This is a genomic window from Aquimarina sp. EL_43 (genome assembly GCF_943422735.1).
In the GTDB taxonomy this organism is placed as follows: Bacteria; Bacteroidota; Bacteroidia; order Flavobacteriales; family Flavobacteriaceae; genus Aquimarina; species Aquimarina megaterium.
This window is the reverse complement of the sequence record NZ_CALSBR010000001.1, coordinates 404409-431387: the sequence shown is the minus strand read 5'-3', so window position 1 is coordinate 431387 and position 26979 is coordinate 404409. Positions and strand designations below refer to the sequence as shown.

The window sequence follows — 26979 nt, the reverse complement described above, 5'->3', positions numbered from 1 at the left end:
GTATATACAAAACGAGTTGCAATGTATTATACACGTTTTTAACTGCAGTTCTCCTTTACCTTTTCCAGTGCTTTTGGAAATGTGGTTTTCATAAAGTCCAGATGCTCATCAAGGACATCTATTTCAACATTAAGGGTGTTACTGTCTGCTCCACTGGTAAGGGTATAAATTTCTGTAGCGCCCGACCAGGCTTTTGTTTCATCATCAATAGGTTGTTCCTCTCCCTTTATGACATTTCCGATATGCTTAAACCTCATGATTTTATTAGGAATGTGTGTTTCGATGATGCTGTAGATACCATTTTGATCAGGAGAAAGGAATACTACCTTGCTGCCTTCTTTCCAATTATCGGTAATAGCATAAGAACCTTCAAAAAATACACTAGTCCAATCACGGTAGTAGTTATCCTTCCATAATGCGTCCCAAATCTTCGTTTTCTCTGCCTTAATATCTATTGAAAATTGTAATCTGTTTATCTTCATAATGTAAGATTAAGTTTGAAATTAACGATAGCGAAGCACAAATGTTCGCTAAGATATATGGTTTACACAAGTTAAAGATTAAGTGTTTACACTAAAATAGTTTTTAATCTTGTGGTTTGTTTCTTAATTGTTTTTCAATTTTCTAATCAACTCTAATGATGATGCATTTAGCTTAGTATTACCACGATTGTAATTTCTCATCAGGATCACCCCATATTGACTTTCTTTTTCAAATTGAAGTGAGCAAGTGTACCCGGCAACTCCTCCACCATGTCCAACTGTTGAAATTGTATTATCCTGATACAGGAAAAAGCCTAAGCCGTAATTCCCATTTGGAGTGTGGTTTCTTTGCATTATAGCCAAATTTTTTTGGCTTAGTATTTCTACAAGCCCCATATTGCAAGCAATAAATTTTGCCAAATCATTTGGAGTTGAATAAATACCGCCATTGGGTACTTTATATCCTCGACCCTTATGTTCTAATTTGGATTGAGTATTAATTTCACCTATTGATTTATGCTTCATGCCTTTTGCTAGATTAACAATCTTATTTTTGGGTACAATAAAATAGCTGTTGTTCATGTTGAGAGGGTTGAATATTTTATCCTTAACCAATTCGATGAAAGACTTTTTTGCTGCACGGGATAGTGCTAATCCCAATATTCCAAAACCAATATTCGAATAACTATATTTCTCTCCTGGTTTTGATTGAAATGATGTTTTTGGAATAGACTTTAAAACTTTACTTTCCCATTCCTCAATGGGGCCAGAAGCAGCTTTTTCTAAATTGGGTTCTCTAATTAAGCCCGAAGTATGACTAGCTAGTTGTAAGAAAGTGATTTTTGTTGAATCTGAATAACCATTTAATTCACTTATTTCGGGTAAATATTTTTCTATCTGCTCATCTAATTCAATTGTCCCTTCTTGAACCAATTGCATCATAAGAAAGGCAGTAAAAGATTTAGAGATTGAACCTATACGATAAATGGTAGTGGAATCAGCCTTTGTATTAGTATTAATGTCTACTAATCCATAAGCACCAGACCAAATAATTGAATCTCCTTTTACTATTGCAATTGAGATATTCCCCTTAACATTATCATCCTCTAGGTCTTTTTTTATTCTGTCTGTAAATTCGTTAATTATAGTTTGAAGATCATTTCCTTCTCGCAACTGTGCATTTGAAGAGGTATAAAACCCAGCTAAAGCAATTGTCAATATTGTCAATAAAATCTTATTCATAGGATTGTTTTAAGCTGATTTAAATTGAACATAACATTGGTGTATGCACCAGTACATAGATGCCTTGTATTGCGCAGATTGCAAATCTGCGCTGTCGGGTTAGGCCTATGCTTTATAGGTATTGTTGTATCCAGCTTTATATCGATTTTTCATAAGCTTCAGAGATCCAGTTTTTTAATTCTTTGTCAATTTCTGACTCTTCGGATAACCGAACTCTATGCGTGCACATTGTTCCGAATGGCCCAGAGTTTTCAAGTCTATCTGTAGTTGGTTTGTCTTTTAGTTTAAACCCCAAGTCAATTCTTGTTTTGGTAGCCGGCTTAATTAAAACGAATTGTCTTTTTCTAATAATACTAACACTTCCTTTTTTCGGGGTAATGGTTATATCAGAACCTAATGATGTAACATAGTCAATTAGTTTCTTATAAATCGGAATCAGATTTTCTTTCCCTTTATATTGGGCGCCCACTAAATCATCAGGAGAGTTATTTTCTTCTTTGGATAAAGTTACAATTGTATTAGCAAACCCATGCGTCACATTATGTTCTGTCTTTAAAAACTTAACTCCTTCAGAATGTTTAGTAAAGGATTTTTCTTTAAGAATTGCTTTCCATTCATCTAATGACTTACCTGTTTTTTCAGGCATGTTGTCAATCATAGTTTGTAATGCTTTATCCATTTTTAATCTATTAGTTACATGAGTTACAACAAATAGTATGTGTATACCAGTACATGTATACTGGTTTGTGTTTGTTTATCAATTGTTTACAGGTACTTTATTTGTTTAATTACCCAAAGCTACTATTATCTTTTTAATATAGCAATGGTAATGTATATGGCAGGGGAAGAACTTTTTTGTGATATCATTACCGCAATTGGTGAAGTTTTAAGGTTTTTATTTAGATGTTGAGTGTTATATTATACGGATTGCAAATCAGCGCTGTCGGGTTTAGAGCTGGACAGTGATAAAAAATAAAAAAGCGGAACAAAGCCCGCTTTTAAATTAAGTTTAATTACATTCATTAGGATTAGTTGGTATACCACAGAGCCAGCATTGTCCATTATAAAAGGTTGGAGTGGCACTACATGATACCGGTCCTCCAAATCCACCACTGATAGATTGTTGTTCTGATTTTTTTAAGACTACACCTAAACTTGAAATGTTTTTTAACATAATTTTTAATTTAAATTATTAATACTATTAATTGATGTCATTAATTTTAGATGTGTTACTTGTCATTTAGAGAAAACAAGTGATTTTGTGATTTAATTAACGCTTGTAATGATTTAATTATCTAAAAATCAAGCACTCTTATTTTTTGGCTTTCAAGTTTGAACTGGTTGATTACACCCAAGGTATTTGTATATGGTTTCGTTACTTGGAAATAAACTTGTAAAACTCACTCCCTTTGATTTTCTGTGAGGAAAATTAAAGCAATGAGAATACGTTATTGTACTACGTTTTTTTTGTGCCTGATTTGCTAGTTTTCAATTATCAATTCTGTGCTTTAAATTAAGCATTCGTTTTTATCTATTAGATCATTTTATTTTTGATGAAATAGTTGTGGTTTTCTAATATACGATGCAAATATTGTGGCCATAACAATTAGGATGGTAACCTCATACTGTTTCCCTTTATACATATGAATACATACTATACACGTCATATAAAATGCTAAAAGGGTAGTGCCGATAAGAACGGTTTTGTTATATAAAAACAGGACTACCGCAATTAGTAGATATATTCCTGCAATTATCATTACAGCAGTATTCGAAACAATTTTTTCTGTTTGATTCGAATTAAGGATTTTATCTAAAGCGTTCGGGATAAAAAACAATACTATGATTAATGAAGGTAACCAGGTTAGTAGGGTCGAAAGGGTTTTTTTGGTTTTCATATTTTCAATCGGTTTAGATTATTTCTCAAATCTATTGGTTACTGATGTAGTCTCAAATTCTAAATTAGTAAGTGTCCAATTTTAAATATCAAACGTCGACTTTTAATAGGTATACGGTTTTTATCAAATGTGGTATACCAATGCGGTACATACATATCATAAAACTTATACCTGCCAAGATTTTTATTTAGATGATGTGTTATTGTAGTGCACAGATTTCAAATCCACGTTGCCTGGTTTTCTTTTTGCTTATATAATGTTAGCAATTGTTTTCTTAATAAGAATGACCAGGAGCAATAATCCTAAAATCATTGGTTATATTTATATTTTGAGTATATACTTGCTTATTTTTTAATAACCCCTCTATTAGTAGATCTTCTTCGGTTCTATTATCATTTTCTAGTGGCTCCATAAATGAAAAATCTATAGCCACTTTATGGTCTTCTATAGCATTTTCTATTTCTTTTTCAATTTGATGAAAAGAAAAATCTCCAGGGCTATACTTTAAAGAATAGATCTTTTCTTGTTGGCTATAACTAGGAAATTGATCTTGATACGTTTTAAGAGTAGCTTGAAAAGCTTCTTCAGAATTGGCTATTAATTTACCACCATTAATTGCTAAAACGTAAAACGTTTGATCCTTGTGGTTTTTTCCAAAATTTTCTAAGCAAATAGCCCAGGTAGTCAATCGTTTTTTTACTTTATCTTTATCAATGAAATCGAATGGAGATTTTGGCTGACCTTTTAAAAAGGCTTCCATCATACCCAAATATGCGGGTTCATAGTACATTTCCTCTGCAAGTTCTAAAGCAGTTCCATATTCTCCTTTTTTATTAGGATCGGCACCATGAAGTAATAGAAGATGCACCATCTTTACATTACTATTGCCTGTTGCCCTTTGAAGAGCTGATTGATCATTATGTAATACATCGACAAATACTCCACTCTCTAAAAGTATGTTTACTCCTTTCAACCCTTTATCTTCAGAAGCGAGAGCAACTAATACCTCTGCTTGCTCTTCAATATCAGAGTTTTCTATGATTAGTGTAGTGATTTGAGCCAATCCATTATGGTCAATTTGTGATAAAACAGCTAATTCAAGTGGTTTTTTTCCATATCCGTCTGGGGCTTTAAGAGTCATTTTATTAAAATGCCCTCCTTCATTTATATAAGATCTCAAAAATTCTATATCACTAGAAAGGATAGCTTTACTTAACTTTTCTTCCATCTTAATTATTGTTAACTTTTGTGTATGAAACGTAGCAATTTTAAAAGTACTATATTTCAGATAAGCACAGAGCCAAATTTTATGTTTTGATTTACAATTATTAACTATGTTTTATACACCGTGTTAGGCAACATAATTTTCTTTCCAACCATTGGTTTTAGCAATTAATTCTGGATATAAGCAAGATGTTTTTCCGTCTTGTGAAACCAAAATTTTAATTGTATCTCCAATTGATTTGTTATTAGTTAAGGCAAAATTATTAGACCTCGATTTGGAGACATTATTTTTATATTCATAATGTACATCCATCGACATTCCAAATTTTGAAAATGTAAATCCTTTATTGTGGCTTATTGAAATTATTTTACCCTCTTTAATTTTTCCAGTTTTGTAAAGATAAATTTCCTTCTTAATCCGAGAGTATAGAAGATAGCAAAAAACTAACCCGACTAATAAAAATACCAAAGCGACATAATAGACAAAATCGAAACCGAAGGAATATTGTTCGAATTCGGTTGGAATAGATTTTCCATCCAAATGCTTAATTGAAATTATATCACCTTTCTTTAGTTCATTAGTTTTCTCAGGATCGAAAACATTAAACTTAGATTGTTCTTTTTCTCCGTTTAATTCAAATTCATAAGTCAAAATTTGAGGATTATCACCATTAATAGTGATATTATTAACTGACTCTATATTGATTAAAATAGCATTTTCTTTAATCCCATTAGATTCTATTTTCTCTACATTATCAACATAAGGTAAATCACTTTTAAATGAGTTCACAATCAGAGCTAAGGGAATGAAAAGGAACAATGTAAATGCAATTCCTTGAAATGAAATAAGTAATAAAATTGGTCTAATCTTGGCGCGTTGCCATATGGTTTTAAGGTTAGTTTTGCGATATGTCAATGTTCTTTTTTTTATGTTGCCTAACAATACTACATATGTGGCAGTACACATATATCTGTTTATAATTATTAATAGTTGTTTACAAGTGATTTATTTACTCACAAAGCTATCATGCTGTCGGGTTATAGAGCATGTAATTGACCCAAAAAAGAGGATACTATTTATTCTTTCTAATATATTTTTCTACAATATACCTTTTTATGTTGGCTTTTTTTACCTCTTCCAGCCCATGTTGAATAAGAGTATCTCCTTTTATTTCTATGGTAAACGGAAATTTGTGACCTCTTACGGCTTCTACCGCGCAATATTGTAATGTTTCTGTATAGGTATTTCCTTCTAGAGTATAAGTGCCTCCGCCGCCATAAAAACCATCTGGGTTGGTATGATCTTGATTAAAAAATGCAAAATGATCCTTACCGATGATTTTTATAAAATCTGAGGTAGTCATGTCTTTAATTTTTACAGAATCTCCTTCTCTAATCTCTCCATATACCATTTTCCATGCTCCTTCTATTTTTTTGACCTCTTTAGGTTTTGATAGGGTTAGGGCGGTTTCGTTTTTGTTGCAAGCAATAAAAATAAATGAACAAGCTACTAGTATAATTTGGTTTCTCATAAAATGTTGATTGATATCGATAAAGTTAATTTTATTTTATTTTTTTAATGGTTTATATTCCATCGAAGATGTTTTGAACCTGGTTCTCTAATAAAACATCTTCGCTTATTATTTTTAAGAGCGTCGTTTTGGATTTCAAAATTAACTCACCTTCATTTTCACCCTTTTGTATCTTATAACTATTAAGAAAAACCTTTTTCGAAAAATTGAATATCTCATCATTGTAGTTACTATCACTTAATTTGAATTCAATTTCTTGGTTATTTTTGATGTAATCAACATGCATTCTGTCGCTTTTAAATCCCGGAAGGATAACCTCAGAACGATTATTTCGGAATTTGATTTTCTCAGCATTTTCAAATCCTGTTACATTAAATGTTATTTCTATTCCATTAGAGATTGATTCTGGATATATCTTTTTTCCATTAAATTCCATTTCAGTAATAATCCAATTTCCGTCCATTATTTTTGGAATTCCGTTAGAACATGAAATTATTGAACATATAAAAATTATAAATAATAGTTTTTTCATAATTATTATGCATAACGTTTAATATATGTGTCGTAGTAGAGTAAATTGTTACTTTGCGTTGAGTTTTTCTGCGCATTGGTTGCGAATTTTCATTTCTGCAAGCATTGCACCTTACCAAAAATACAACAACCATTCGATTGGTCACTCATCTGCTATGGTCACATATATGGTGTTGGCAACAGTTTTTTATTTTTCGTAAAACTCTTTTAAAATAATATTTTTTCCTTTGGTCAACCTTTTTAATTCTTTTATAAGATAATAACGGTGCATGAACCCATTAGTGACGATAATTCTTTTTCCTTTGTTTAGTTCAGCCATTCTCATAATGTTTTTAGCCATAGTTTGATTTCTTAAATCCCAAAACTCATCAGCTAATTGATATCCATCACGATAACTGATTTTTTGTCCATTTGGTTTAGTATGAAAACGGTTTGCAAACTCATCTCTTGTATTTGTTATTTTTGTCAACATCTTATACTGATAATATTGTCTTTCTGCACAAATACTATCTGTTGTTGGGTTATTAAAATTTTCAGGAGATTTAGAGGCTAGTACTTTTAGCGGTTCTATAAGAGCTTGCCATTTATTAAAAATATTAGCTTCTGAAGCAGATAATAAATTGGCTTTATTTAAACTGTCTAGAAGTTTTGTGGTTAATCCATCAGTGGGACGAGAACCAATATTTATTCTGTGTTGAATTCTACCTTCAAAACCATAGGGCCTTAATTTGGTCATAGGGTATTTTTCAGCATATTTTGTAGATGCCATAGTTTCATTACTATTTAAGGCTTTTTTTAACCTAAAATCAGTGGTGAAAAATGAGGAATCCCCTTCTAGTAATATTAAATCCGGCTTTATGTCTTCTAGTATATCAAAGAGGATTTCTGAATTAAAGTTGGGTTCTGGATTATGTAGAGTTCCAATGAGAATTATTTCAGTCGTTTTTTCTTTTTCACAAGATAGAATCGTTATTAAAGTCAGTAATATTAGTATTGTTTTATTCATTTTTTTTAATTGTTGCCAACAATAGTATATGCAAACCAATTCACTTATACCCACTTATAAGTGTTTGTAATTGCTTACAAGCGTTTTATTTATTTAATCACCCAAAGCTACCATTATCTTTTTGATATGGCAATGGTAATGTATATAGAAGGAGGAGAACTTTTTTGCATGACTATCGTTAACAGATTGTGAATCTGTGTTGTTGGGTTTTGTTGTTGTTTACAAGCAATTTATTTAAATATTACCTCTCCTTTTGGGGTTTTAATGGTTACTTTAAGTTGCGTTGTATCGCTATCTTCCATCTTCATGAATGGAATCGTTGATTTGTTTCTTAATAAAATGTCTGTTATATCTTTCTTATGCGGAGTTTTAATTTGAAATTCTTTTAAAACACAAAGCGTGTTCTTTTGAACCGAAGGATGCGTTGTTTTATCAGACCAACTTATAAAGAAAGGATTAATGTTTACCCCTGGATTACTTATCCGTAATAGCTTCCATTTCAATTCCTCTCCGTTGGGTTTATTTCTTGACCAATTTTCAATTCCTTTGGTTTCAAATTGAGCGTCTACTATTGTTTTTTCCAGAAATTCTATGGTATCGGTAGCTATGGCAAAACCAATAGGTTTTAAAACATTCATGTCTTTAAAAAACTCGGGGATTGTGTCCAATTCATTCTTTGGTGCCAGGATTTCAATATAAATCATATCGCTCATTGGTATTATAGCATTATGCGTATAACTGTTTGGGTGCCCTCCTCCGTATATAGCTTTTACCCCGGTTAATTCCTCAAATTGCTTAATGCCCAAATCAAGGTCATTTATGGCCAGTATAATATGATCTATTTGCATATTGTTGACTTCTTTTTTTGCACATCCTATGGCTATCAATACTACAATGCAAAAAGCAAAATATGGATATTTTCTTTTCATTTTGATCATAATTATTCAGAATAATGATATATGCATACGGGTATACATATATCTGCTTGTTGGGTTTTGTTGTCGTTCATTATTTCTGTGTTCCTTCTAAGGTTTTTTGTAAATCTGAACTTGTTTTTTCGTCAATTATGTCTGTTAATTGGCCACTTTCAAAATCGTAATTTTTGATTAAAGTTGGCTCATTATACTCCTCATATAGGCCATCATTATTTTTATCAATTCCGAATCTGATAATCAAATCTTTACTATTATTAATGAATTTATAATTGTAAACATCCATTCCGTCAATTCCGATTTTTTGCATTTTCTTTTGACTAAATGAATAAACATAAAGTGATTTAAAATCCATTAAATTTATCACTCCATCTTTATAAGTGTCTTTTTCAGATGCTTTTATTAACAATAGTATTTCTTTGTCAAAATATTCCGTTTTAATATCATTGAAGTTTACTCTTTCGTCAAATAATTTGTTGTTTTTTCCATTATTTGGATTGTAAACAATGACATTGTTAAATGCCCCATAAAACTCACCTGAATATCTACTATCTGGTTTTTCATAAAATTCATCAGAGTAAGAAAATGCATTTAGAAGCCCGTTGATGTTTTCTTTTTCATTCAAGGTTTTGTGGGAAACAGGAATAATATAAATAGAATTTAAAGTATCTATTAATTTAGGGGTTTCGTAAGAGATTACTTGTTCTCTTTTATTCTCCTTTTGTAGTTTTTCAATTTTTTCGTTAGATAAGATGCCTGTTTCAGGATCATGATAGTTAGATCTGCTATATTCTTGAATTAGAATTGAAATAAAAGCAATTAAAGCGACCACTAAAAATATCGCTCCAATTGTTCCTAAAACAGCAAGTAATTTTTGATTATAATTTTTTACTTTATCTATTTTCATTATTTAGTTTCTCAAATTAGTTACATCCATAGTATATGCATACTTGTACACATATATCCGTTTGTAGGTATTTATAAGTGTTTGTTTAGTATTTCGTCATAAAGTCTTTTTACCTGTAAGTCTCCAAATCCGTAAATACTTTCTCTTTTGTTAAATTCCCTAAACACAGGGCCAAATTCGGTTGTTCCTATATCTTTCATTATTGCAATAAGAGATTGGGTCGGTCTGCCCATATTCTCATTAGATGGTATTCGTTCTATATGAGCGTTTACTGCAGCAAGTATAAATGGGTAGTTGTCTTTAAGCTGTAGTGCCGTGCTAAGTAGTGCTTTGGTATCATTGTCCTGATAGGATTCCCAAAGGCTTGAGATTTTATCTAATTCTGTTAGCATCACCCTGTCCTCATAAATCGATATAAGTTCGGATTTCTTTAGTCCAGCAAAGCCATATTGTGTATGTGTTCGAGGTCTCACAAGAAAAATTCTAGAACTTTTACCTTCTTTATACAAGAGGTTAATTACAAACCAAAAATTCACCTGGCAAAACAAATCATCCTCGAACCAGAGATTAATATCAGAGTTGCTATTAATGGCTATGATTTTATGAAATTCGGGAACTACCTTTTGATAATATCCCTGTTCGGTTCCGCCATAATTCTGACTAAGAAATTTAGCTCGCGAGTCAAGTAGTTTGTCTAGGGTTTTTCCTTTTACATTTCCATCAACCAGGCACTCTCTGGCTATAATGATGCTTCCCTTAATACTTTCAGGAAATTGTTCTTTAAGGGAGTCTCCGTTTAATATGTGAAATTGTTCTGTCATTCTTTAATTACCGTTAATGTATAGGTCATGATTAGCATAAGAATTAAAAGTACTACATTTTTGATTAAACACAGAGTCGGATTTTTATATTTTGTACCCTTCGACAATAGTATTGAGTGAAACCATACTTTTAATTAGGGAAATCATTTTGATGCATTATAACTACCGTATAAATGCAGTATGCTAAGTTTATACATACCAATTTGTAAAGGCTGTTTTGATACATAACGATCCCCAAATTTCACTGAAAACAGTGTAATAAGAAATAAAATTTATAAGTTATTTTGGACAATCAAGAGAGCACACTAATATTAAATTCAAAAAAGGTACTACTAAAATTATGGAGAATAATCATGCTAATGAAATACATGAGCAATTAAAAAACGAACTTTTGGAATCTTTAAGTTTATTTGGAAATTCAGAATACACTGGATATGATCCTTTACGACCAGTTTCGAAAATTATTTTTTCTGCTCAGGGAGAAATTACCTCTCCTCCTGATTTAGAATTTATGGGATATGGCGGAGGATCAGAAGGGGAGTCATTTAGTGCTTGCGGAGGCATAAATTTAGAATCATTTTTTCCTCTAGATGACAAAGGCGAATATTTTGCCAGTGACGATGAAGAGTATATTGAGAAGTGTATCGAAAAAGCTGGCTCTGCAGTTTTAGCAGCACTTACATCAATTTCCAATAGCGACGAATTTCAAAAGTTACCTAAAGATGGTCCTGTAGTATTTGTTATAAACTTAATTGATCAATTAAGTAAAGTTATTTGTAGGATTCACCCAAACGGAGAAGTCGAACTCCCCCCAAAAAAGAAATAAGAACCAGAACTACTGGCCAGGTAGCCAGGCTACATCATAACGTGTCTCGAATTTTCCTCAGGATCGAGTGATTCGATACTTCGGCAAGGACTCAGCAGACCTATCGAGATGCATTTGAAAAACGATGATATGATGAATTCTCGATAGCTCTGCTAAGCTGGTTCTCGATATAATTTTTCTCCTGTCATCTCGAGCGTAGTCGAGAGGACATTACGAAAAACCACTCGAACAGACGGGCATGTACTCTGAGCCCTTCGATAAACCTGTCCTGAGTTTATCGAAGGGCTCAGGACAGACGTAGATGAAGGGTACTTCACTGTCTTTGCAGACATATTAAAACAGGCTTATTCGAGATTAAAGGTTTCTTTTATGGTTTTTGAAGAAAGTAAATTCTTTATAGATTTTAGCTTGTCGGGGCTTTGTAAAAACGGATGTTCTTGAAACAGGTCTTTATACTGTACTAATACCTCATCATCATAAGTTTCTAGTTTCTTATCAATTACAGTATTGATGGTAGTAATGGTATTTTTCTGAAAATGTAGATGTACGGGATCAACAAATCCCATTTTTATAAACCCTGCCGTTTTTCTCGCACAACGGCATGGATTACTTTTTTTTATAAGCCCACATTTGTTATCCATAAAACTATATAGATTCTTTTTTGCTCTATGTAGTTTAACTCTAAAATTTTCTTTAGAGATTTCCATGATTTCACTACCTATAGTGTCTGTAAATTCAAACAATTCCCCTATGATGTAAATCATTCGTTGCTCACGATCAAGGCATAATAGCATTCCTTTCATGCAACTTATTTTTGCTTCTTTTACCAAAAGTTTGTTTTCGACCTCAAACGAATAGTCAGAAAGGGACTCATTTGGTAATTGATCAAGTCCTTGCCCAAATTCTTCAAATGTGGGAGAATTGATTTCGTATTTTCCTCTTTTCATATTTAAGAAGTGATTTTTTACAATACGATATACCCATGTTTTAAAAAGGCTCTTTTGTTTAAATGAGTCTAATTTTGTCACAATTTTTATTAATACCTCTTGTGTCAAGTCTGCTGCTTCATCTTTATCTCCTACAAATGATAAGGCAACATTATAAATCCAATCCTGATGTTTTTTAATTAGATTTTCGAGGGCGATCTTATGACCAGCAAGTGATTGTGCTATCAACTCAGAATCCGAAGTTTTTATAGTATATGATTTTTTTGTCATTTTGTGTTTTTTGAAAAAAGTTTACACTGCTTTCAATATAAAATGCTGTCCTTGCATTCACAAGGACAGCATTTTATGAGAAATATACTATTTTTCCATTAGATATTGACCGTGCGGATTATCTAATATCATTAACCATTGTCCATCTTTTTGCTTTCTTAAAATAGCAACAGATAATCCACTTTGTTTGATTTCTGTGCCGTCTGGTGCTTTTGCGGTCATTTGCCAGGGAGCAATATGGGTAGCGATATTTCCGGTGATAAAGACCTCGTGTCCACTATACGTAAAAATAGGATTTACCATAGACATTTTGGTAAACATTTCTTGTAAAACCCTTGCATCAGATATGGGAGTCTCGGGCTCAAATACCACTACTGCATTTGGCTCATAACTGGCCATAACTGCGGGGATATCTTTGTTTTGAAAGGCTTCTGTCATTTTTTCGATAGTTTTTACTACATTTTTCTGTGCTGTTGTCATCTTTTTTTCCTTTTTTGTTTGAGCGTTAATAATCGTCGAGGTCATACATACTAGTATGATCATTAGTAATTTGAAATGTGTTTTGTACATGATAAAGTTTCTTTATTTGTTAATAATAGTACCTGCTTTATCATTTGGACACATTAGAAAGGTGACCGTTACAGTAGATGCTTTTTTATTTTTAAGGTTGTACCCTTCGAACTGACAGGTATGTACCCTGAGGTTCTCGAAGAGTACACAACCTCTACCAAGGGAGGTACCCCCTTGTCGACATGGGGTCGAATGTATCAAAAGGTAGTTCGAGTTGATATTGTAATGCTTCGAGTTGATACAATAGCGCTTCGAAGCCGTACATTGATCTTTCGAAGCGATAGATTACAGACTAAAAGCGATACTTTAAGGCTTTTTTTTGATACATCGATGGGTGATGATCCAAAAAAAGGTAGCTCGAACTACCTTTTTAATCCTTCGAAGCACTTCGGTACCTCTTCGAGTCACCTTGTGTGGTAGTTCGAGCTATGATTTTAATACGTTGATGTATCTAAATGATCCTTACAAGCACCTTGATAAGGCTTCGAGTTATACTTCTGTATCGGTTTCTTTAGGAGTCGCTCCGTTTCTCTTAAAAAGTACTTTCATATCCTCGTAAACCGGTTTGGCACCCGGTTCATTTTCACCAGCCAGGTATCGCATCATACGATAAAAACTTAATGCATTAGAGTAGTTATCGTGATCTAGCAAAGTTTTGGTGTCTAGTAGTTGTTGTGCCAGGTATTCTAACTGCTGTACATGCGATTCTATTTGTTTACGAGTGGTATAATCGCGATCAAACTCTTCTTTATCCAAAAAATTAGGAATCCAGGTAGGATGTTGCTCCATATAGTTTTTGGCTTTATCTACGATAAGTTTGTTTTGATTGGCGATACGCCCGTATTGTGCCCGTTGCTCGGGAGTAAGATTTACCGTTTTACCCAAGAGTACCTCTTTTATGGTATGGATCCCCTGGGTTAATTTGTTTAATTCGTCTTCTGTAAAGGTTACACTAATTAAATTTTCTAATGCCATGTTTACTATATTTTATGGTTTATAAATATTTATAACACAAGAATATAGGATGCCAGTTTCATTTTTCGGAACTGGGATTTTTTTAAGAAAGGTTTAGCTAACTTTTTGATTTTGTTAGGATTGTGCCCTTCGGCTACGCTCAGGGCACGGTATGAGTAATCAAAAACACGTACTCACGTACCCTGAGACACTCGAAGGGTACGCTTCGACAGCTTAGTATGATACCTCAGGGTACACCACAACTTGTCATCCCAGCGTAGGCTGGGATCCATTTTTAAAGACGATAATATGATGAGTTCTTGATAGTCCTGCTGAGCTTGCCGAAGTACAATTTTTCTTCATTACATTACGAAAAACCACTCGAACTGACGGGTAAACACGCTACGTCACAACACAAACGCTACGTCATAGTTTATCCCGAATTTTCCTCGGGATCGAGTGTTTTTTTGAAGCATAGCGTATAAAAAATGTATCGAGATGCAATGCTATACGAAAAACCATATATTTATGACAATGAAATTATCTTATGTCTATATCTTAAAATGCTCTGATGGCTCCTATTATACAGGAGTTACATCAAATTTAAATCTACGACTGTTTCAGCACTCATCAGGCTTTTATAAAGATTGTTATACATATAAAAGAAGACCTGTTGAATTAGTTTTTAAATGTGAGTTTACAAATATCACTATGGCAATAGATACAGAAAAACAGATTAAAAAATGGTCAAGAGCAAAGAAAGAAGCTTTAATAAACAATGATTATGATGCTCTTCCTAACCTTGCTAAAAAGAGTTTTTGATTAAAAAGGTTCTCGATAGTTCTGCTGAACTGGTTCTCGATACAATTTTTCTCCATTACATTACGAAAAACCACTCGAACTGACGGGCAAACACGCTACGTCACATCGAGTGCGTGAGGAACGAGCGTGTATCGAGATGCATTTGAAAACGATAATATGATGGGCTCTCGAAGGGTACAATCACACCAATTCTATAAGATACTTTAACCGATGATAACACTGTTTTGCCAGGGGGCGCAGGGATTCTCCCAGAGGGGTGATGTCATAATCGGTAGCCATACTCATAAAAGCGGCATAGGTCTCGGCCAGGTAATCGTTTTTTTTCTCACTGGGGATATGCATAAGCTGGTAAATGATTTCTAATATCTCTAGATGATGTGTATTTGATCCCTCTAATCCCAATTGCGCTAAGCCGTATACCAATTGGCAATGTTTTAGATCTTGTTGTATCAAATCGATGATAAGCTGCTCATTGTTTTGGTGCATGGTATCTGTTTTTATGACAAAACAAATATCAGCCAATCACACCACATTCTTGTCATACAAAAAGTTGACAAGGTGTTTTTATTTAGGTTCAACTAAAGACTTGCGTTTGGTTGACTCCATCCATAATATTTTAAACTATCAATTTTATTTTCATTAATCATTTCTATAATATATTGAGGGTCAGAATTTGATTTTTGGGAAATTTTTAAGGCATCATAAAACTTGTCCGAATTCATTAATTTTATAGGAAATGTTTTTGTTTTGAATACCTCTGATGCTTTAATTGCACCAGGTTGGTAGTCGGATGTTGTTACAAAGATTCCATCTTTATATCCATTAAGTAGTAATGCCCCAGCGAATGCTCTAATCTGTTCTACTTTGATTTTGTTTTTATATCTCTTTACTTGTACGCCAATCATTTTTTCTGAAGAATTACCAAGAACAATATCTATTCCGCCATCATTACTATAACCAGTAACGTGTACATTATATCCTATGCCTTTGAATACATTTCCTACTACATCTTCAAATAATTTAGGATTGATATCAAATCTACTATCATATTTAGCTATTAAGTATTTCGTAGCTTCTTGAATAGGAGTATTTATATCACTAATATCCAGATTTCTTAAAGTTCCACTAGATCCAAAAAACATTGTCCACATTTGATGTGCTTCTGCATTTACTAATAGTTGCTTTAATATTCTCCACCATCCACAAGTATTACAATATTCTAGCCAAGTATAAAATTCTTTTGAAGCTAAGTCTAAATTGTAATGCTCTTCATCTATACCAGTTTCTTTAATAAATTCCACTTTATTGGAATAATGAGAATTCAATATTTCGTTATCATCGATATACCAATAATCTTGTTTTAAATCTATAACTAGTAAATTTTCTTTACAATAAATGCATTGTCTTTGATTTGGGTCATCAAATACATCTTGTGGTTGGCAATGATTTCTATGTTCAAAAATCATATTTAATTTTAGTCAATTTTATTCAAGTAACGGTCGAGTATATGAAAAGTAGCGTAAAAAAAGAGCACTGTCCATTCGATTGAACTCGAGCCGAATTTTTATATTTTGTTTTTAACATATCATTCTTAAAATCCAAATTTAAAAAATTGGCTGTCTTTGCAAATAAGCATAAATCTTTCTATTTAGCAATTACTAGCTATGTTTTATACACATCTTTGTTGTAGAGCGTTATTTTTCGAATAGAACATTTAATTTTCCAATCAATTTCTCTGGCATATTTGCAGAACTCAATTCGTAATCAATTTGAAAATTATTAATGCTAGAATTAGAATCAAAGATGATTGTTAATTCCTCTAACTGCTCTGAATATCCGTGTTTTAAGTTTTTTCTACTAAAATCAACATCATAACTATTCGTCTTTTTTATACTTGGTGAATTTAAATTCAATGATGTGATTGGTGTTATCTGATTGTGAAAAGATGTTGACATCGGAAATGCTGAATGTCCAAAATCAAAAGCATTTTTTGGTTTGTATGGTGGTTCTGGTAAAGATGGGTATTCTTCTTTTTCTGAACTTTCAATTAACTCAAAACCGTCCGGAAAATGAAGATGTAAATCAATATCTTCTGCTGGAATATTTCCAGAATTTTTGATTATTAGTTGAATATTGAAAGACAATAACTCTTTCTTTTCATATTCAAATATTTTGTCTAATGTGTTTTCGTATTCAGAATAGAATTCATCTAGATTATTGTTGTATTCATTAATTTTAGAAGAGAATAAAGGACCTAGTTGAGTTAATAGATTCCCTATATGCTCATTATGTTCCATATAAGGGTTTTCTATCTTGATTTCTTTTAACTTTTGAGTTTTAAAGTCTTCAAAATTTGAATAATCTCTTTTAGGAACTTTTATTTTTTGATATTTATTTTCATTTAAAAATAAAACATCTAGCTTGGGGATTCTTGTTTTTAATATTTGATTTTCTCTTTCAAGTTTCTTAATCTTTTTTTCTTCTTCAGATACTTGATTTGGTATTAAGTATTTAGAATCTAATTTTAACGATTTAATTCCATACATTTTTGCTCTTAATCTTGGACCAATGTCATTTGAGCATAATAGAATTTCCTTTAAATCATTTTCTTGGCTAAACTGAATTAGACTAGCTATAAGTCGATGGTCTTTCTCGTCGAAGTTTAAATTGTTTGTTTCGTAAATTTCGCGATTTGGTTTTGATAAAAGAATTTCAAACTCAATATTTTCTTTGATTTTAACATCTTCTATTTCAGCTAGTTGCTCAAATCGATTGAGTATGTTTCTCGCACGATTTCCGATTTTGTTGGTACCTATTTTTTTTTCGTCTAATTCATCAATTACTACAGGTGGAATAATCAATTTACAGGCTTTAGAAAATGATTCAGATAACCAGTCAATTTTTTCAAAATCTTGAAAATGTAAAAAAATGTTAGTATCTAAAAATATGTATTTCATATGTTTTTTCTAATGCTATACAACGTCAGTTTGTCTAAAAAACGTAGGGCAGGAGATAAGCACTATCGTTTCGGTTTATTACTTAGCTAAATATAAATATTTTGCTTTTATCTTTTCTTTTATAAACGTCAAATTTTATATTTAGCGATCTTAGCAATTAGATAATGGCCTTTCGATTAAACACTAATCGTCCTATAGTGTTAGGCACAGTTATTTTCTTTTTTTTTTCACAGTTTTCTTTCGAACACCTTTCCTTTTATTTATTTCTTTTTGTAACTTTTCTAATTCAGTTTCCTTGTTGTCAAAGAGTTTGCTCAATGAGAAATTCAATAGTTCGTAAGCGTCTAAAAGGTCATTCCGCTCTAACTTTCCAACATGACTACCTGTATTTCCAATCCATTTTATGGCTAAAAGAAAATCGGCAACTTGTTCGTTTTTTTTCTTGTATTCAATAATTCGTTCGTGAAGTTTTAACCTTCTCCTACCTTTTTTAGTAGTGATTATTTTATTCACTTTTTGCTCATTTAATAATAATTCAAGTGAAGTTCTTATTTTATTAGCGCAAGATGGTAAGTCAAACCAAAATAGTTTAAAGGAGTCAATTATTTCATTTTTGACTAATTCCGGACAATTATCCGAAATTCGAAAAACTTTTAAAGTTGGGTGAAAAAAAGTTGGGATAAATTCTTCAATTAAAGCTTCTTCATATTCGTCCGTAACTTGATCATAATAATGGACATGTTCTACGTTTCCATAGCCAGTCATTGTTATAGTTTCACCACAGCTATTACATTTTAAAATTCCGCTAAAAATAAGATGCAACCATTCTATTTCCCAATATTCGTGACTGCGAGAATCTAAAGAATTTGCAGTTTCAGTAGAATGAAATTTATCCTTCTCAATTTTTAATGAGGAACTGTAACAGTTTGGACAAGGCCATTCAATTTTGGATTTTTTTAAAAACTTTATTTTATTCCAATCTCTAATTTTCATCTTGTAAACTAATTGTGCCTAACGGTCTTGTATATGAAACGTAGTGTATAAAAAGACACTAACTTTTCGGATAAACACAGAACCGAATTTTTATATTTTGATTTATCTTTTCTTATTTAAAACCAAATCAACGATTAGTGTAGTTTGTATATAGTACTGAACTTTCATATACCAATTAGCATTCTATTCGTTATATATTATTTAGTTGTTTTTCTATTAAGTTATTTAGATCATCAGAGATATTTGCTATTAATTCTGGATTGAACAAAGATTCAGATAGTAACTGGCAATTCCAAGATTTGTAATCAATGTTATTATTATAATAGTTGCCAAATATTTCTGCATAATCTCTTGTAGATTGGTTTGTTAAATTAGCAATACATAAAGGTTTCTCCTTTTCTTTCCACAATTCATACCAAATACCAAAGAAAAATAATTGCTTGCCCTTTTTATCTCTAACATAAAACCCGTGCTCATATGATGTTTTTGCTTTACTAATTACAATTTCATTATTAGATCCAAGATTACTTTTTACTTGGTCAATAACTTCAAATAATTCAAGGAGTATTTTAGGAACTTCTTTGTTAAACATAGTTTTTATTTCATTATAGGTGAATGATATTTTTTTGTGTTCAAACCAATCTTTCAAAAGTTTATTAAACTCATTAAAAAGTTGACTTGAATTATTTAATTCTTGCTCTTCTATAAGGGTGATAATCTCAGGCCAATATATGATACTTACTTTTTCATTCGAAGATACTAATGCTTTTATCTCATTGATTTTATGGTATTCTTTTGGAATGATAAAACAGAGAGATGTTATCTTGTTTAATTTTTTGATATATTTATGATAATTGTTTGTTTGAGTTTCTTGTAAAGGAGCATCACCAACTTTTATTTCAAAAAATAATTCAACAATATCATTACTCATAATTAAGTCAGGTTGAAAATCTTCAATTCTTGTCTGAGTTTGTAGGTCTTGGTTGCTAACCAAATTCTTATTTATATCAGGTAAAAACTTTTCTAAAAAGGAGTTCCTGAAATTTTTAAAATGCAAAAAATTACAAAGAACCTCTGTTATTTGATTTTCGTTTGTTGCAATATTTTGAAATATGTGAAAATTATTCTCAATCATTTATTTAATTGTTGCAAACGGTCTCGGCTAGGAGTAGTTGCGTGGGTTATAACTTAATTTAACAAATAAATACCTAGTTAAAAATCAGGAAGGGTATTTCATAAGTAGGCTAGAACTAGCTATATTTTATATAGGTCTTTGTTATATGGCGTCTTTATTTTATAGCCAATTCAATTATTTCTAAATTGGAGTCAGACCAAACTTCTAATATAATATATTGATTCATAGCTAAATTAAAAATTTTATGAATTAATCCATCGGTATTTGACTTTATTTGAAACCTTGTCTCAATCATTGTATTTCTATTTTGATCCTTTCTCCACATTTCTGCTTTTGAAATAACTTTATTAAACCTAATTAAAATATCAGTTTGAGGTACGTCATAATTTGTCGGTACCTCAAAACGAAATGTTGTTTTTGTCAATCCATCACTTTCTTTAATAATTTGAGTTTTACTAGGTATTAGTTCAAGTTTTGGTCTAAGAATTTTTAATATTCTATTTTTAGAATCTTTGTCTAATAATTTGATTCTTTCAAAGAGTTGGTCATTAGAGATATTAACCTCTTTTTTTAAATCCTTGAATTGTGGAGAAATAGTATGGTAAAACTCTTTTTTGTTTTCTTTTGAAAGTTGATTAAAATGCATTTTTATTTCTTTAACACTATATCCTATTTCTTTTTTAATTTTTTTAAACTCTGGAGTTAAAATGGTTATTATTTCTGCCTTACTAACCGGATCTAATAAATTTATTTGTTCTAGAACTTGGTCTTTGCTTAAAGTGATGTTATCTATGATATTTTTTGCCCTGTTATCTGCACTTTTCTTAGTTCCTAAATGGATTAAATATCCACTAAAAAGCATTAGAATTAGTCCTAGAATAACTAAATAGTGTATCATATTATTTGGCTTCATTTTGTTTTTTACGGTTCGTTTTGTTTGCCCATAATGATTCGTGGATGGTGCGTGCCCCGTAGGGTATGCACTATATACTTTGTTAAACAAAGCTTTTTATTTTATAAGAATCTAGGTATGAAGTTCTAATTTCATCCTTTTCAATAAGTGAGTTTTGTATTGCTTTTTGAATTAATAAATTAGCAAGAGATTCAGCCGTTTCTTCATCTATTCCAGAGGAGCCGAGAGCTAATAAAAGAAATGGAGAAGCTTTTCTTCTTCGATTTCCATATTCATCAAGGATAAATTCAATCAATTCTTCTTTATTAAATTTGTTATTGGAGTTATAATCTAAAAATCTTTGAAATATCTTGTTCTGAGCCCTTTCAGTTTTTATATATTTTATTAAAGATTTTTCACGTCTTTCCTTTCTCGATATTAGAACCCAAAACATTATTGCATAAAACAATGCTATTACCCATCCTATGAGAAAAAATCCATTTTCAAAACTTATATAGTTCTTTAGAACAGGATGGTCAGCAACTGTTTGTGGAAATAACCAAACAAAAGAAATAAGTCCAGTGATAACTGATAATGAAATTTTCGGAAACCTCATTACATCTTTCCGCTCTTGCAAAAACGAATCTAGTTGGTTTTCAAACTTAGTTTCTTGAGTAATAATTTCATTTTTAGGTAGAATATCCTTTATAACTTTAACCAATTCCGTAACTTGATCAACAGGCACAAGAGAGGAGTTTTCTTTTTTTGAAGTGTCTATAAATTCAATGGCCTCAGTTAAGTTTAGGAATTCATTTTTCAATCCATTATCCCATTCAGTTGAATCAACTTTATCAGGATGGCACTTTTTTATTTTAGATTTTAATTCATTTCTTATTTGGTCTATAGAGTCCAAATTCAAATCAAAATCGGATTTAATTTGTTCTATGGAGGTGTATTTCATTTTTCAAATTTTACCTAATAAGGATATATGTTACCAGCACGCATACACCTGTTTATACATATCGACAAGCATTTATTTTATCATAAAAACTCTCACCTATCAACACTTTTTTATGTTTTAACCCCCTAAAACTACAGCTACCTTTTTTAATACGGTTACGGGAAACCACATGGTGGGTGAGAAAGTTTTTTGTATGTGATTTAGGTATCAGGTGTCAGGTATCAGGTATCAGGTATCAGGTATCAGGTATCAGGTATCAGGTGTCAGGTGTCAGGTGTCAGGTATCAGGTGTCAGGTATGTCCTTCGGCGGGGCTCAGGATACGATATGGAACTAGATTTTGGGTTTTAGGTTTTGGGTGTTAGGTATTAGGTGTACCCTTCGGCTGCTCTCAGGGTACGTGGAGGGATTGCATGGATTATAAATCTGCCTTTACTTTGAGATTAGATAAGAATAGACCGTTTTTATCGATTCTTTGGGTCGGCTCCATATTTATTAGTTCCTTCTGTTCCGTCTGCAAATAGAACATATAGCCCGAAAACTACATTGATGTAAGGAATTAAGAGAATAAAATACCACCAACCACTCATATTAATGTCGTGTAATCTTTTTATTGCTTGAATTGTTAGTATTACCCAACAAACAATCGCTATAATTGAAGAAAAAAACAAAACTACTTCATTACGAGAATTTTCAATAACTGCCATTACAATTCCAGAGAGTAGTCCTAATAAAATTAATCTAATAAGATAATCCTTCCTTCTTAATCTACCTTTTGCCGACCAAAACGTTTCTGGTTTTATGTTATTAGCAGAACTATATGAAGTTGTTTTTTTATAGGTGCCAGAAAATCCACTTTTATGAGTTGATTGTGTTTTAGCATCTCTAAATACATTATTTTCTAGAATAATCTGTTTAGATACATATCTAGAGATATTTGTATTTGTGGCTTTTAGTTCAATCGTTATGAATTGTTTATTAATGTTGTTGAGCTTTAATGTTTTACTGCCATTTGCACTCACTATTCCAAATGGTTTAATTTCAACCAAGTCTGCATTAAAGGTTCTCCATTCAAATCTTATTTCGTCTCCACTATAAAATAAAGTTTTATTAGATTTGAAAAAATCTATTATTGGTTTAAAATCTGAATATGAATTCTCTTGATTAGCCTGATGATTTGTTTTGCTATCATACTCATTTCTTTTTTGAACATCGCTTAAAGTTTCATACGCCTCTTGAATTTGTTTAAACATATTTTCAAAAAATACATCTCCGTTATTTTTATCTGGATGAAACTTTATTGATAATTTTCGGTACGCTTTCTTGATCTCTTCTTGAGAAGCTGATTTTTCAATCCCCAGTGTTTTGTAATAGTCTGTCATTTATTTTAAATGTGTGGCTTTTCTTAAATTATGTAAAAAGAAACAGTTCTGATAGTGATCTATTTCTGACCAAATACTATTTATATTAAAAACTCACGTCTATTATTTAGTTCCCTAAAATTACAGCTACCTTTTTTAATACAATAGCGGGAAACCACATAGTGAAGGAGAAAGTTTTTTGCATGCGATCTAGGTTTTGGGGTGTCAGGTATCAGGTGTCAGGTATCAGGTATCAGATATCGGGTATCAGATATCGGGTATCAGGTATCAGGTATCAGGTTTTAGGTGTTAGGCGTACCCTTCGGCTACGTCTGTCCTGAGCCCTTTGATACACTCAGGACAAGTTTGTCGAAGGGCTCAGGGTACGTGGTGGGCTCAGGGTACAGTATGGGTATGTCACATCGAGTGCGTGAGGAACGAGCGTGTATCGAGATGGATTTGAAAACGATAATATGATGGGTTCTCGATACAATTTTTCTCCATTACATTACGAAAAACCACTCGAACTGACGAGCATTTATTATTTCCAAGAGCCTACTTCTTTAACGGTAAAAAGACCTGGGTAAATACATTTTTTAATTTCACGTTCTATGCAATCTTTAAATGATATTTTGAATGTAGATATAGCCAATGGTAAGTTACCCAATACTACACCAATAACTGCTCCCTTTAATGCCGAACTAAAAGCACAAGCTTTTGCAATATTAAAAGCTGTAACTCCTACATTTTGAGGTACAGAAATATATGCGTAGAATACGATTTCAGATTTTCGTATTCTTAGAACTGGATATGAAATTGTGATTTTTGAACAACCAATTTTAATCCTTTTAGTTTTCCATTCGATTTTAAATTCTGGCCATTCTAGTAATTGCAATAGTTTTTGATTATACCTTTGCATTTTGCCACAATTATTAGTTGGAGGTATGATCCTATTTATTAGTGCCTCTGTAATAGAATCAAGTTCTTGCTTTGATGGAGGAGTATTAGAAGGATATTCTCTTACTTCTAAAGATTCTTCGGGTTGATTACTGCCAAAAAGTAGTTTTTCACCAATTTTTCGGCATGCAATATTTTCTTGATTTGCCCATTTACCATAACCAAGTATTCTTTCTCCATTTTCATCAAAAATCAAACCTCCCTCGTCACTACAATACAGTCGAAATAATGATTCTCTTTGGCTTGCGTCTACTTCGATCCTGTCTGATAGTTTTTCAAAGGTAGGATGAGTGTCAATGATAAACATATCCTTAGTTAAACCATCTCGAAGCTGACTTTCAATCCATTTAATTATATTATCACCGTGTGTAACTCTATTATATTGCTTAAAAAGTGACTTTGCTAGTTTTCCCGCACTGAGTGGAATATTCTTTTTTAAATAAAGTAAATATTCAAGTTTTATATCTAGGTCATGACTATATACGATATTGATTTTGACCGTACCTTGATATTCTATTGTTCCATCTGCTATACATTGTCTTGGGTTATCACCAAGAACTCTGGACTCTCCTTTTTCAATAACATATTCTTCTTCTACAAGAAAAATGACATTGTCTTGTTTTGAATCATCACTTATTCTAGCATCGTTTTCATCAAAATCAAAATCTACAGGAATAGAATGACTTGGCTTAAAAACATTTTTATTTTTAAAAAGATACTGTTGAAATTCTAAAGATTGGTAGTCGAAACTTGTGTTTAAATTTATATCCATGATATGATAATTTGAATTATGATTATTCAGAACATTCTAATTCGGCCAATTGCCTAGCCTCATTACCGGTTCTGTGATGTTACTTTTATTGAACACTCAAAAGTTGTAATTCTTCTAGAGGCATTCAATACCCTGTGTTGGGTATTTTTATAAAAGGGAGATGTGATTGTGGGGGATTAGGTGTGTGAAGTGGTAGGTATCAGGTGTGAGGTGTGAGGTGTTAGGCGTACCCTTCGGCTACGCCTGTCCTGAGCCCTTCGATACACTCAGGACAGGCACGTCGAAGGGTACAGTATGGGTATGTCACATCGAGTGCGTGAGGAACGAGCGTTGTACTTCGGCAAGCTCAGCAGAGCTATCGAGATGGATTTGAAAACGATAATATGATGGGTTCTCGATACAATTTTTCTCCATTACATTACGAAAAATCACTCGAACTGACAGGCATTTTTTACTTCGAACTCATCTTTTTGATCGCATACTCTAGTTGTGTGTCTCTATGGGTAAGGAAATCGGGGTAGGTTTGTACCACTTTATCATCGGGTTGTATGCCATCGCCATGCTGCTCATCGGGTAGTTGTCGAACATCCTGCTCCAGATCGACTATCGAGAATTTAAGTTCTAATTTAGAATGGGGCAACTCATAATGTACAGGGATATGTCCCGTGTGGCCATAGTACCCACCCAGTGTTTCTTCGCCGATTACGGTAGTATTATCATCGCTTTTTACCAAACTGGCAAATAGAGAGCCGGCCGAGGCTACAGCAGGATCGATCAAAAGTACCAGGTTGCCTGTAAAAGCATTTGGTTTGGGTTGCCAGGCAGTATTAAAGGTAGCGTTTTGATAATATTTACCATCCTTAAAAATCGAATGTTCTTCTTTTAATTCCCCGGGTAGTTCGTCGATATCATCATCGAGATAATAATCAGAAAAAGGGATTTCCTGAAAAAGGGTATGTGCCGTTGTGTTTTCTCTAAAACTTCGCTGGGTGAGATAAGAATACAGCAATAAGTCGTTTGGGTCATTACCGCCGCCATTGCCTCTTACATCTACGATAAGTTTTTGAGTATGGTTCTCTTTTATCGCCGTAAATGTCGAATCCAAAAAGGTGGCGTATTGCTTATGGCCTTCAGATTCGGGTCCTCCCATAGCAAAGGTGTTGATGTTTAGATACCCAATACTGTCTTTGTATATAAAGAAATAGTCTTTGGTAATGCGGTTATCATAGGTAGCAGAATGACGCTTTTGATAGGTATTAAAAAAGGTATTATAATCTACACTTTGCACCGTAGCAGATGTAGCCCCTGCTTTATTTTTGTACTGCAATGTAAACTGCTGCTGCTCCCCAAAGACCAGGTACATATAAAAAGCAAACCAGTCAGAATCCAGATCGGCATACTTACCGGTTTGGTTATACCCATCGGTGCTTATAAAATGCCCGCAGCGTTTTGCAACTTCGTCTATAGGCATTTTGTTTATAGATAAAACTTCACTACCCATAGCAATATCGTTATAGGCGTAATTCGTATAAAGCTTTTCATCGATATATTTTAATGGGATAGGAAAGAAAATGTCTTTTTCATTTAATGCCTCGTCCAAAGCCTCGGGATAAGTTAGACCGTTATGGCAACTCCCTGTATAGTCGATTACATTCCATAGCAGGGTGTAAAACTCGCGATACGATGTGGTATCAGAAATCTGAGCTTTATTGGCAGCAAAAGCACTATCTACCTGTTCTTTTTTTCGATATTTATAAAGCCCTGCATTCGCTTTTTCATAGATAGATTGAAAGAGTTGAAAATCTTCTTCCATTTGATCGGGGGTCATAGCAAATAGCGGATCTTTTTTTTCAGCTTTGCATGAAAAAAGAAGAATGATACTAAGGATTGCAATAAGATGCTTCATATATAACTGATTTCTACAAAGAACGAAGGATCTTGTCTAACAGGCTTGTATAATATTGACAATTTTATAATCTGAGTGCGAC

At 32.4% G+C, this 26979-nt stretch carries 28 protein-coding genes; 2 read left to right on the top strand and 26 right to left on the bottom strand.

All coding sequences use genetic code 11. The features are described from left to right. Positions 1-38: 38 nt before the first annotated feature. The 13 genes from NNL09_RS02080 to NNL09_RS02020 all read right to left on the bottom strand — a co-directional run bounded on the left by NNL09_RS02080 (position 39) and on the right by NNL09_RS02020 (position 10575). Positions 39-482: a hypothetical protein gene (locus tag NNL09_RS02080; protein WP_196908960.1), complete on the bottom strand. Its 444-nt coding sequence runs from the start codon at positions 480-482 to the stop codon at positions 39-41. 123 nt (positions 483-605) lie between these two features. Next, positions 606-1724, bottom strand: coding sequence for a serine hydrolase (locus tag NNL09_RS02075; protein WP_196908959.1), 1119 nt, complete (start codon positions 1722-1724; stop codon positions 606-608). A gap of 136 nt (positions 1725-1860) precedes the next feature. Continuing rightward, positions 1861-2403 (bottom strand): DUF4287 domain-containing protein, encoded by a 543-nt coding sequence (locus tag NNL09_RS02070; RefSeq protein ID WP_196908958.1) that lies wholly within the window; start codon positions 2401-2403, stop codon positions 1861-1863. 330 nt (positions 2404-2733) lie between these two features. Continuing rightward, positions 2734-2898: a hypothetical protein gene (locus NNL09_RS02065; protein ID WP_196908957.1), complete on the bottom strand. Its 165-nt coding sequence runs from the start codon at positions 2896-2898 to the stop codon at positions 2734-2736. A gap of 370 nt (positions 2899-3268) precedes the next feature. Beyond that, positions 3269-3622 (bottom strand): hypothetical protein, encoded by a 354-nt coding sequence (locus tag NNL09_RS02060; RefSeq protein ID WP_196908956.1) that lies wholly within the window; start codon positions 3620-3622, stop codon positions 3269-3271. A gap of 274 nt (positions 3623-3896) precedes the next feature. Beyond that, a complete protein-coding gene (locus NNL09_RS02055) occupies positions 3897-4850 on the bottom strand; it encodes a DUF4303 domain-containing protein (RefSeq protein ID WP_196908955.1) in 954 nt (317 codons plus the stop codon). 123 nt (positions 4851-4973) lie between these two features. After that, positions 4974-5762, bottom strand: coding sequence for a hypothetical protein (locus NNL09_RS02050; RefSeq protein ID WP_196908954.1), 789 nt, complete (start codon positions 5760-5762; stop codon positions 4974-4976). Positions 5763-5919: 157 nt separating this feature from the next. Further along, a complete protein-coding gene (locus NNL09_RS02045) occupies positions 5920-6378 on the bottom strand; it encodes a hypothetical protein (protein ID WP_196908953.1) in 459 nt (152 codons plus the stop codon). 52 nt (positions 6379-6430) lie between these two features. Then, complete coding sequence (locus NNL09_RS02040) at positions 6431-6910, bottom strand: hypothetical protein (protein WP_196908952.1); 480 nt, start codon at positions 6908-6910, stop codon at positions 6431-6433. A 186-nt stretch (positions 6911-7096) separates the two neighbouring features. After that, positions 7097-7915 carry a hypothetical protein gene (locus NNL09_RS02035; RefSeq protein WP_109098526.1) on the bottom strand — a complete coding sequence of 273 codons (819 nt, stop codon included), beginning with the start codon at positions 7913-7915 and terminating at the stop codon, positions 7097-7099. Between the two features lie 230 nt (positions 7916-8145). Beyond that, positions 8146-8844 (bottom strand): VOC family protein, encoded by a 699-nt coding sequence (locus NNL09_RS02030; protein ID WP_196908951.1) that lies wholly within the window; start codon positions 8842-8844, stop codon positions 8146-8148. 79 nt (positions 8845-8923) lie between these two features. Beyond that, positions 8924-9754, bottom strand: a complete 831-nt coding sequence (locus tag NNL09_RS02025) for a hypothetical protein (protein ID WP_196908950.1) — start codon at positions 9752-9754, stop codon at positions 8924-8926. Positions 9755-9825: 71 nt separating this feature from the next. Then, positions 9826-10575 carry a DUF1835 domain-containing protein gene (locus tag NNL09_RS02020; protein ID WP_196908949.1) on the bottom strand — a complete coding sequence of 250 codons (750 nt, stop codon included), beginning with the start codon at positions 10573-10575 and terminating at the stop codon, positions 9826-9828. A gap of 340 nt (positions 10576-10915) precedes the next feature. Here NNL09_RS02020 and NNL09_RS02015 point away from each other — a divergent pair, with 340 nt between their 5' ends. Then, entirely contained in the window at positions 10916-11401 is a 486-nt protein-coding gene (locus NNL09_RS02015) for a hypothetical protein (RefSeq protein WP_196908948.1), read from the top strand. Between the two features lie 344 nt (positions 11402-11745). Here NNL09_RS02015 and NNL09_RS02010 read toward each other — a convergent pair whose 3' ends face one another. The 3 genes from NNL09_RS02010 to NNL09_RS02000 all read right to left on the bottom strand — a co-directional run bounded on the left by NNL09_RS02010 (position 11746) and on the right by NNL09_RS02000 (position 14163). Further along, positions 11746-12618, bottom strand: a complete 873-nt coding sequence (locus NNL09_RS02010) for an RNA polymerase sigma factor (protein WP_196908947.1) — start codon at positions 12616-12618, stop codon at positions 11746-11748. 87 nt (positions 12619-12705) lie between these two features. Continuing rightward, the gene (locus NNL09_RS02005; protein ID WP_196908946.1) at positions 12706-13098 is read right to left on the bottom strand and encodes a DUF4440 domain-containing protein; all 393 of its coding nucleotides are present in this window, start codon (positions 13096-13098) and stop codon (positions 12706-12708) included. Positions 13099-13677: 579 nt separating this feature from the next. After that, positions 13678-14163 (bottom strand): hypothetical protein, encoded by a 486-nt coding sequence (locus NNL09_RS02000; protein WP_196908945.1) that lies wholly within the window; start codon positions 14161-14163, stop codon positions 13678-13680. Between the two features lie 513 nt (positions 14164-14676). On the opposite strand from NNL09_RS02000, the gene NNL09_RS01995 reads away from it, so the two are divergent. Then, complete coding sequence (locus tag NNL09_RS01995; protein WP_196909465.1) at positions 14677-14964, top strand: GIY-YIG nuclease family protein; 288 nt, start codon at positions 14677-14679, stop codon at positions 14962-14964. A 180-nt stretch (positions 14965-15144) separates the two neighbouring features. On the opposite strand, the gene NNL09_RS01990 is transcribed toward NNL09_RS01995, so the two are convergent. From NNL09_RS01990 to NNL09_RS01945, 10 genes are all read right to left on the bottom strand, one after another. Continuing rightward, positions 15145-15450 carry a hypothetical protein gene (locus NNL09_RS01990; RefSeq protein WP_034242586.1) on the bottom strand — a complete coding sequence of 102 codons (306 nt, stop codon included), beginning with the start codon at positions 15448-15450 and terminating at the stop codon, positions 15145-15147. A 92-nt stretch (positions 15451-15542) separates the two neighbouring features. After that, on the bottom strand, positions 15543-16265 hold the full coding sequence (locus tag NNL09_RS01985) for a restriction endonuclease (RefSeq protein WP_196908944.1): 723 nt from the start codon (positions 16263-16265) through the stop codon (positions 15543-15545). A 393-nt stretch (positions 16266-16658) separates the two neighbouring features. Next, the gene (locus NNL09_RS01980; RefSeq protein WP_196908943.1) at positions 16659-17921 is read right to left on the bottom strand and encodes a PIN domain-containing protein; all 1263 of its coding nucleotides are present in this window, start codon (positions 17919-17921) and stop codon (positions 16659-16661) included. A gap of 210 nt (positions 17922-18131) precedes the next feature. Further along, entirely contained in the window at positions 18132-18914 is a 783-nt protein-coding gene (locus NNL09_RS01975; protein ID WP_196908942.1) for a DUF4145 domain-containing protein, read from the bottom strand. A gap of 190 nt (positions 18915-19104) precedes the next feature. Next, positions 19105-20049, bottom strand: a complete 945-nt coding sequence (locus NNL09_RS01970) for a hypothetical protein (RefSeq protein ID WP_196908941.1) — start codon at positions 20047-20049, stop codon at positions 19105-19107. A 154-nt stretch (positions 20050-20203) separates the two neighbouring features. Beyond that, the gene (locus NNL09_RS01965; RefSeq protein WP_196908940.1) at positions 20204-20962 is read right to left on the bottom strand and encodes a hypothetical protein; all 759 of its coding nucleotides are present in this window, start codon (positions 20960-20962) and stop codon (positions 20204-20206) included. Positions 20963-21044: 82 nt separating this feature from the next. Then, entirely contained in the window at positions 21045-21902 is an 858-nt protein-coding gene (locus NNL09_RS01960; protein ID WP_196908939.1) for a hypothetical protein, read from the bottom strand. Between the two features lie 463 nt (positions 21903-22365). Next, positions 22366-23283: a DnaJ domain-containing protein gene (locus NNL09_RS01955; protein ID WP_196908938.1), complete on the bottom strand. Its 918-nt coding sequence runs from the start codon at positions 23281-23283 to the stop codon at positions 22366-22368. A 520-nt stretch (positions 23284-23803) separates the two neighbouring features. Next, positions 23804-24991: a hypothetical protein gene (locus tag NNL09_RS01950; protein WP_196908937.1), complete on the bottom strand. Its 1188-nt coding sequence runs from the start codon at positions 24989-24991 to the stop codon at positions 23804-23806. A 451-nt stretch (positions 24992-25442) separates the two neighbouring features. Continuing rightward, the gene (locus NNL09_RS01945; protein ID WP_196908936.1) at positions 25443-26897 is read right to left on the bottom strand and encodes a S41 family peptidase; all 1455 of its coding nucleotides are present in this window, start codon (positions 26895-26897) and stop codon (positions 25443-25445) included. Between the last annotated feature and the right edge of the window lie 82 nt (positions 26898-26979).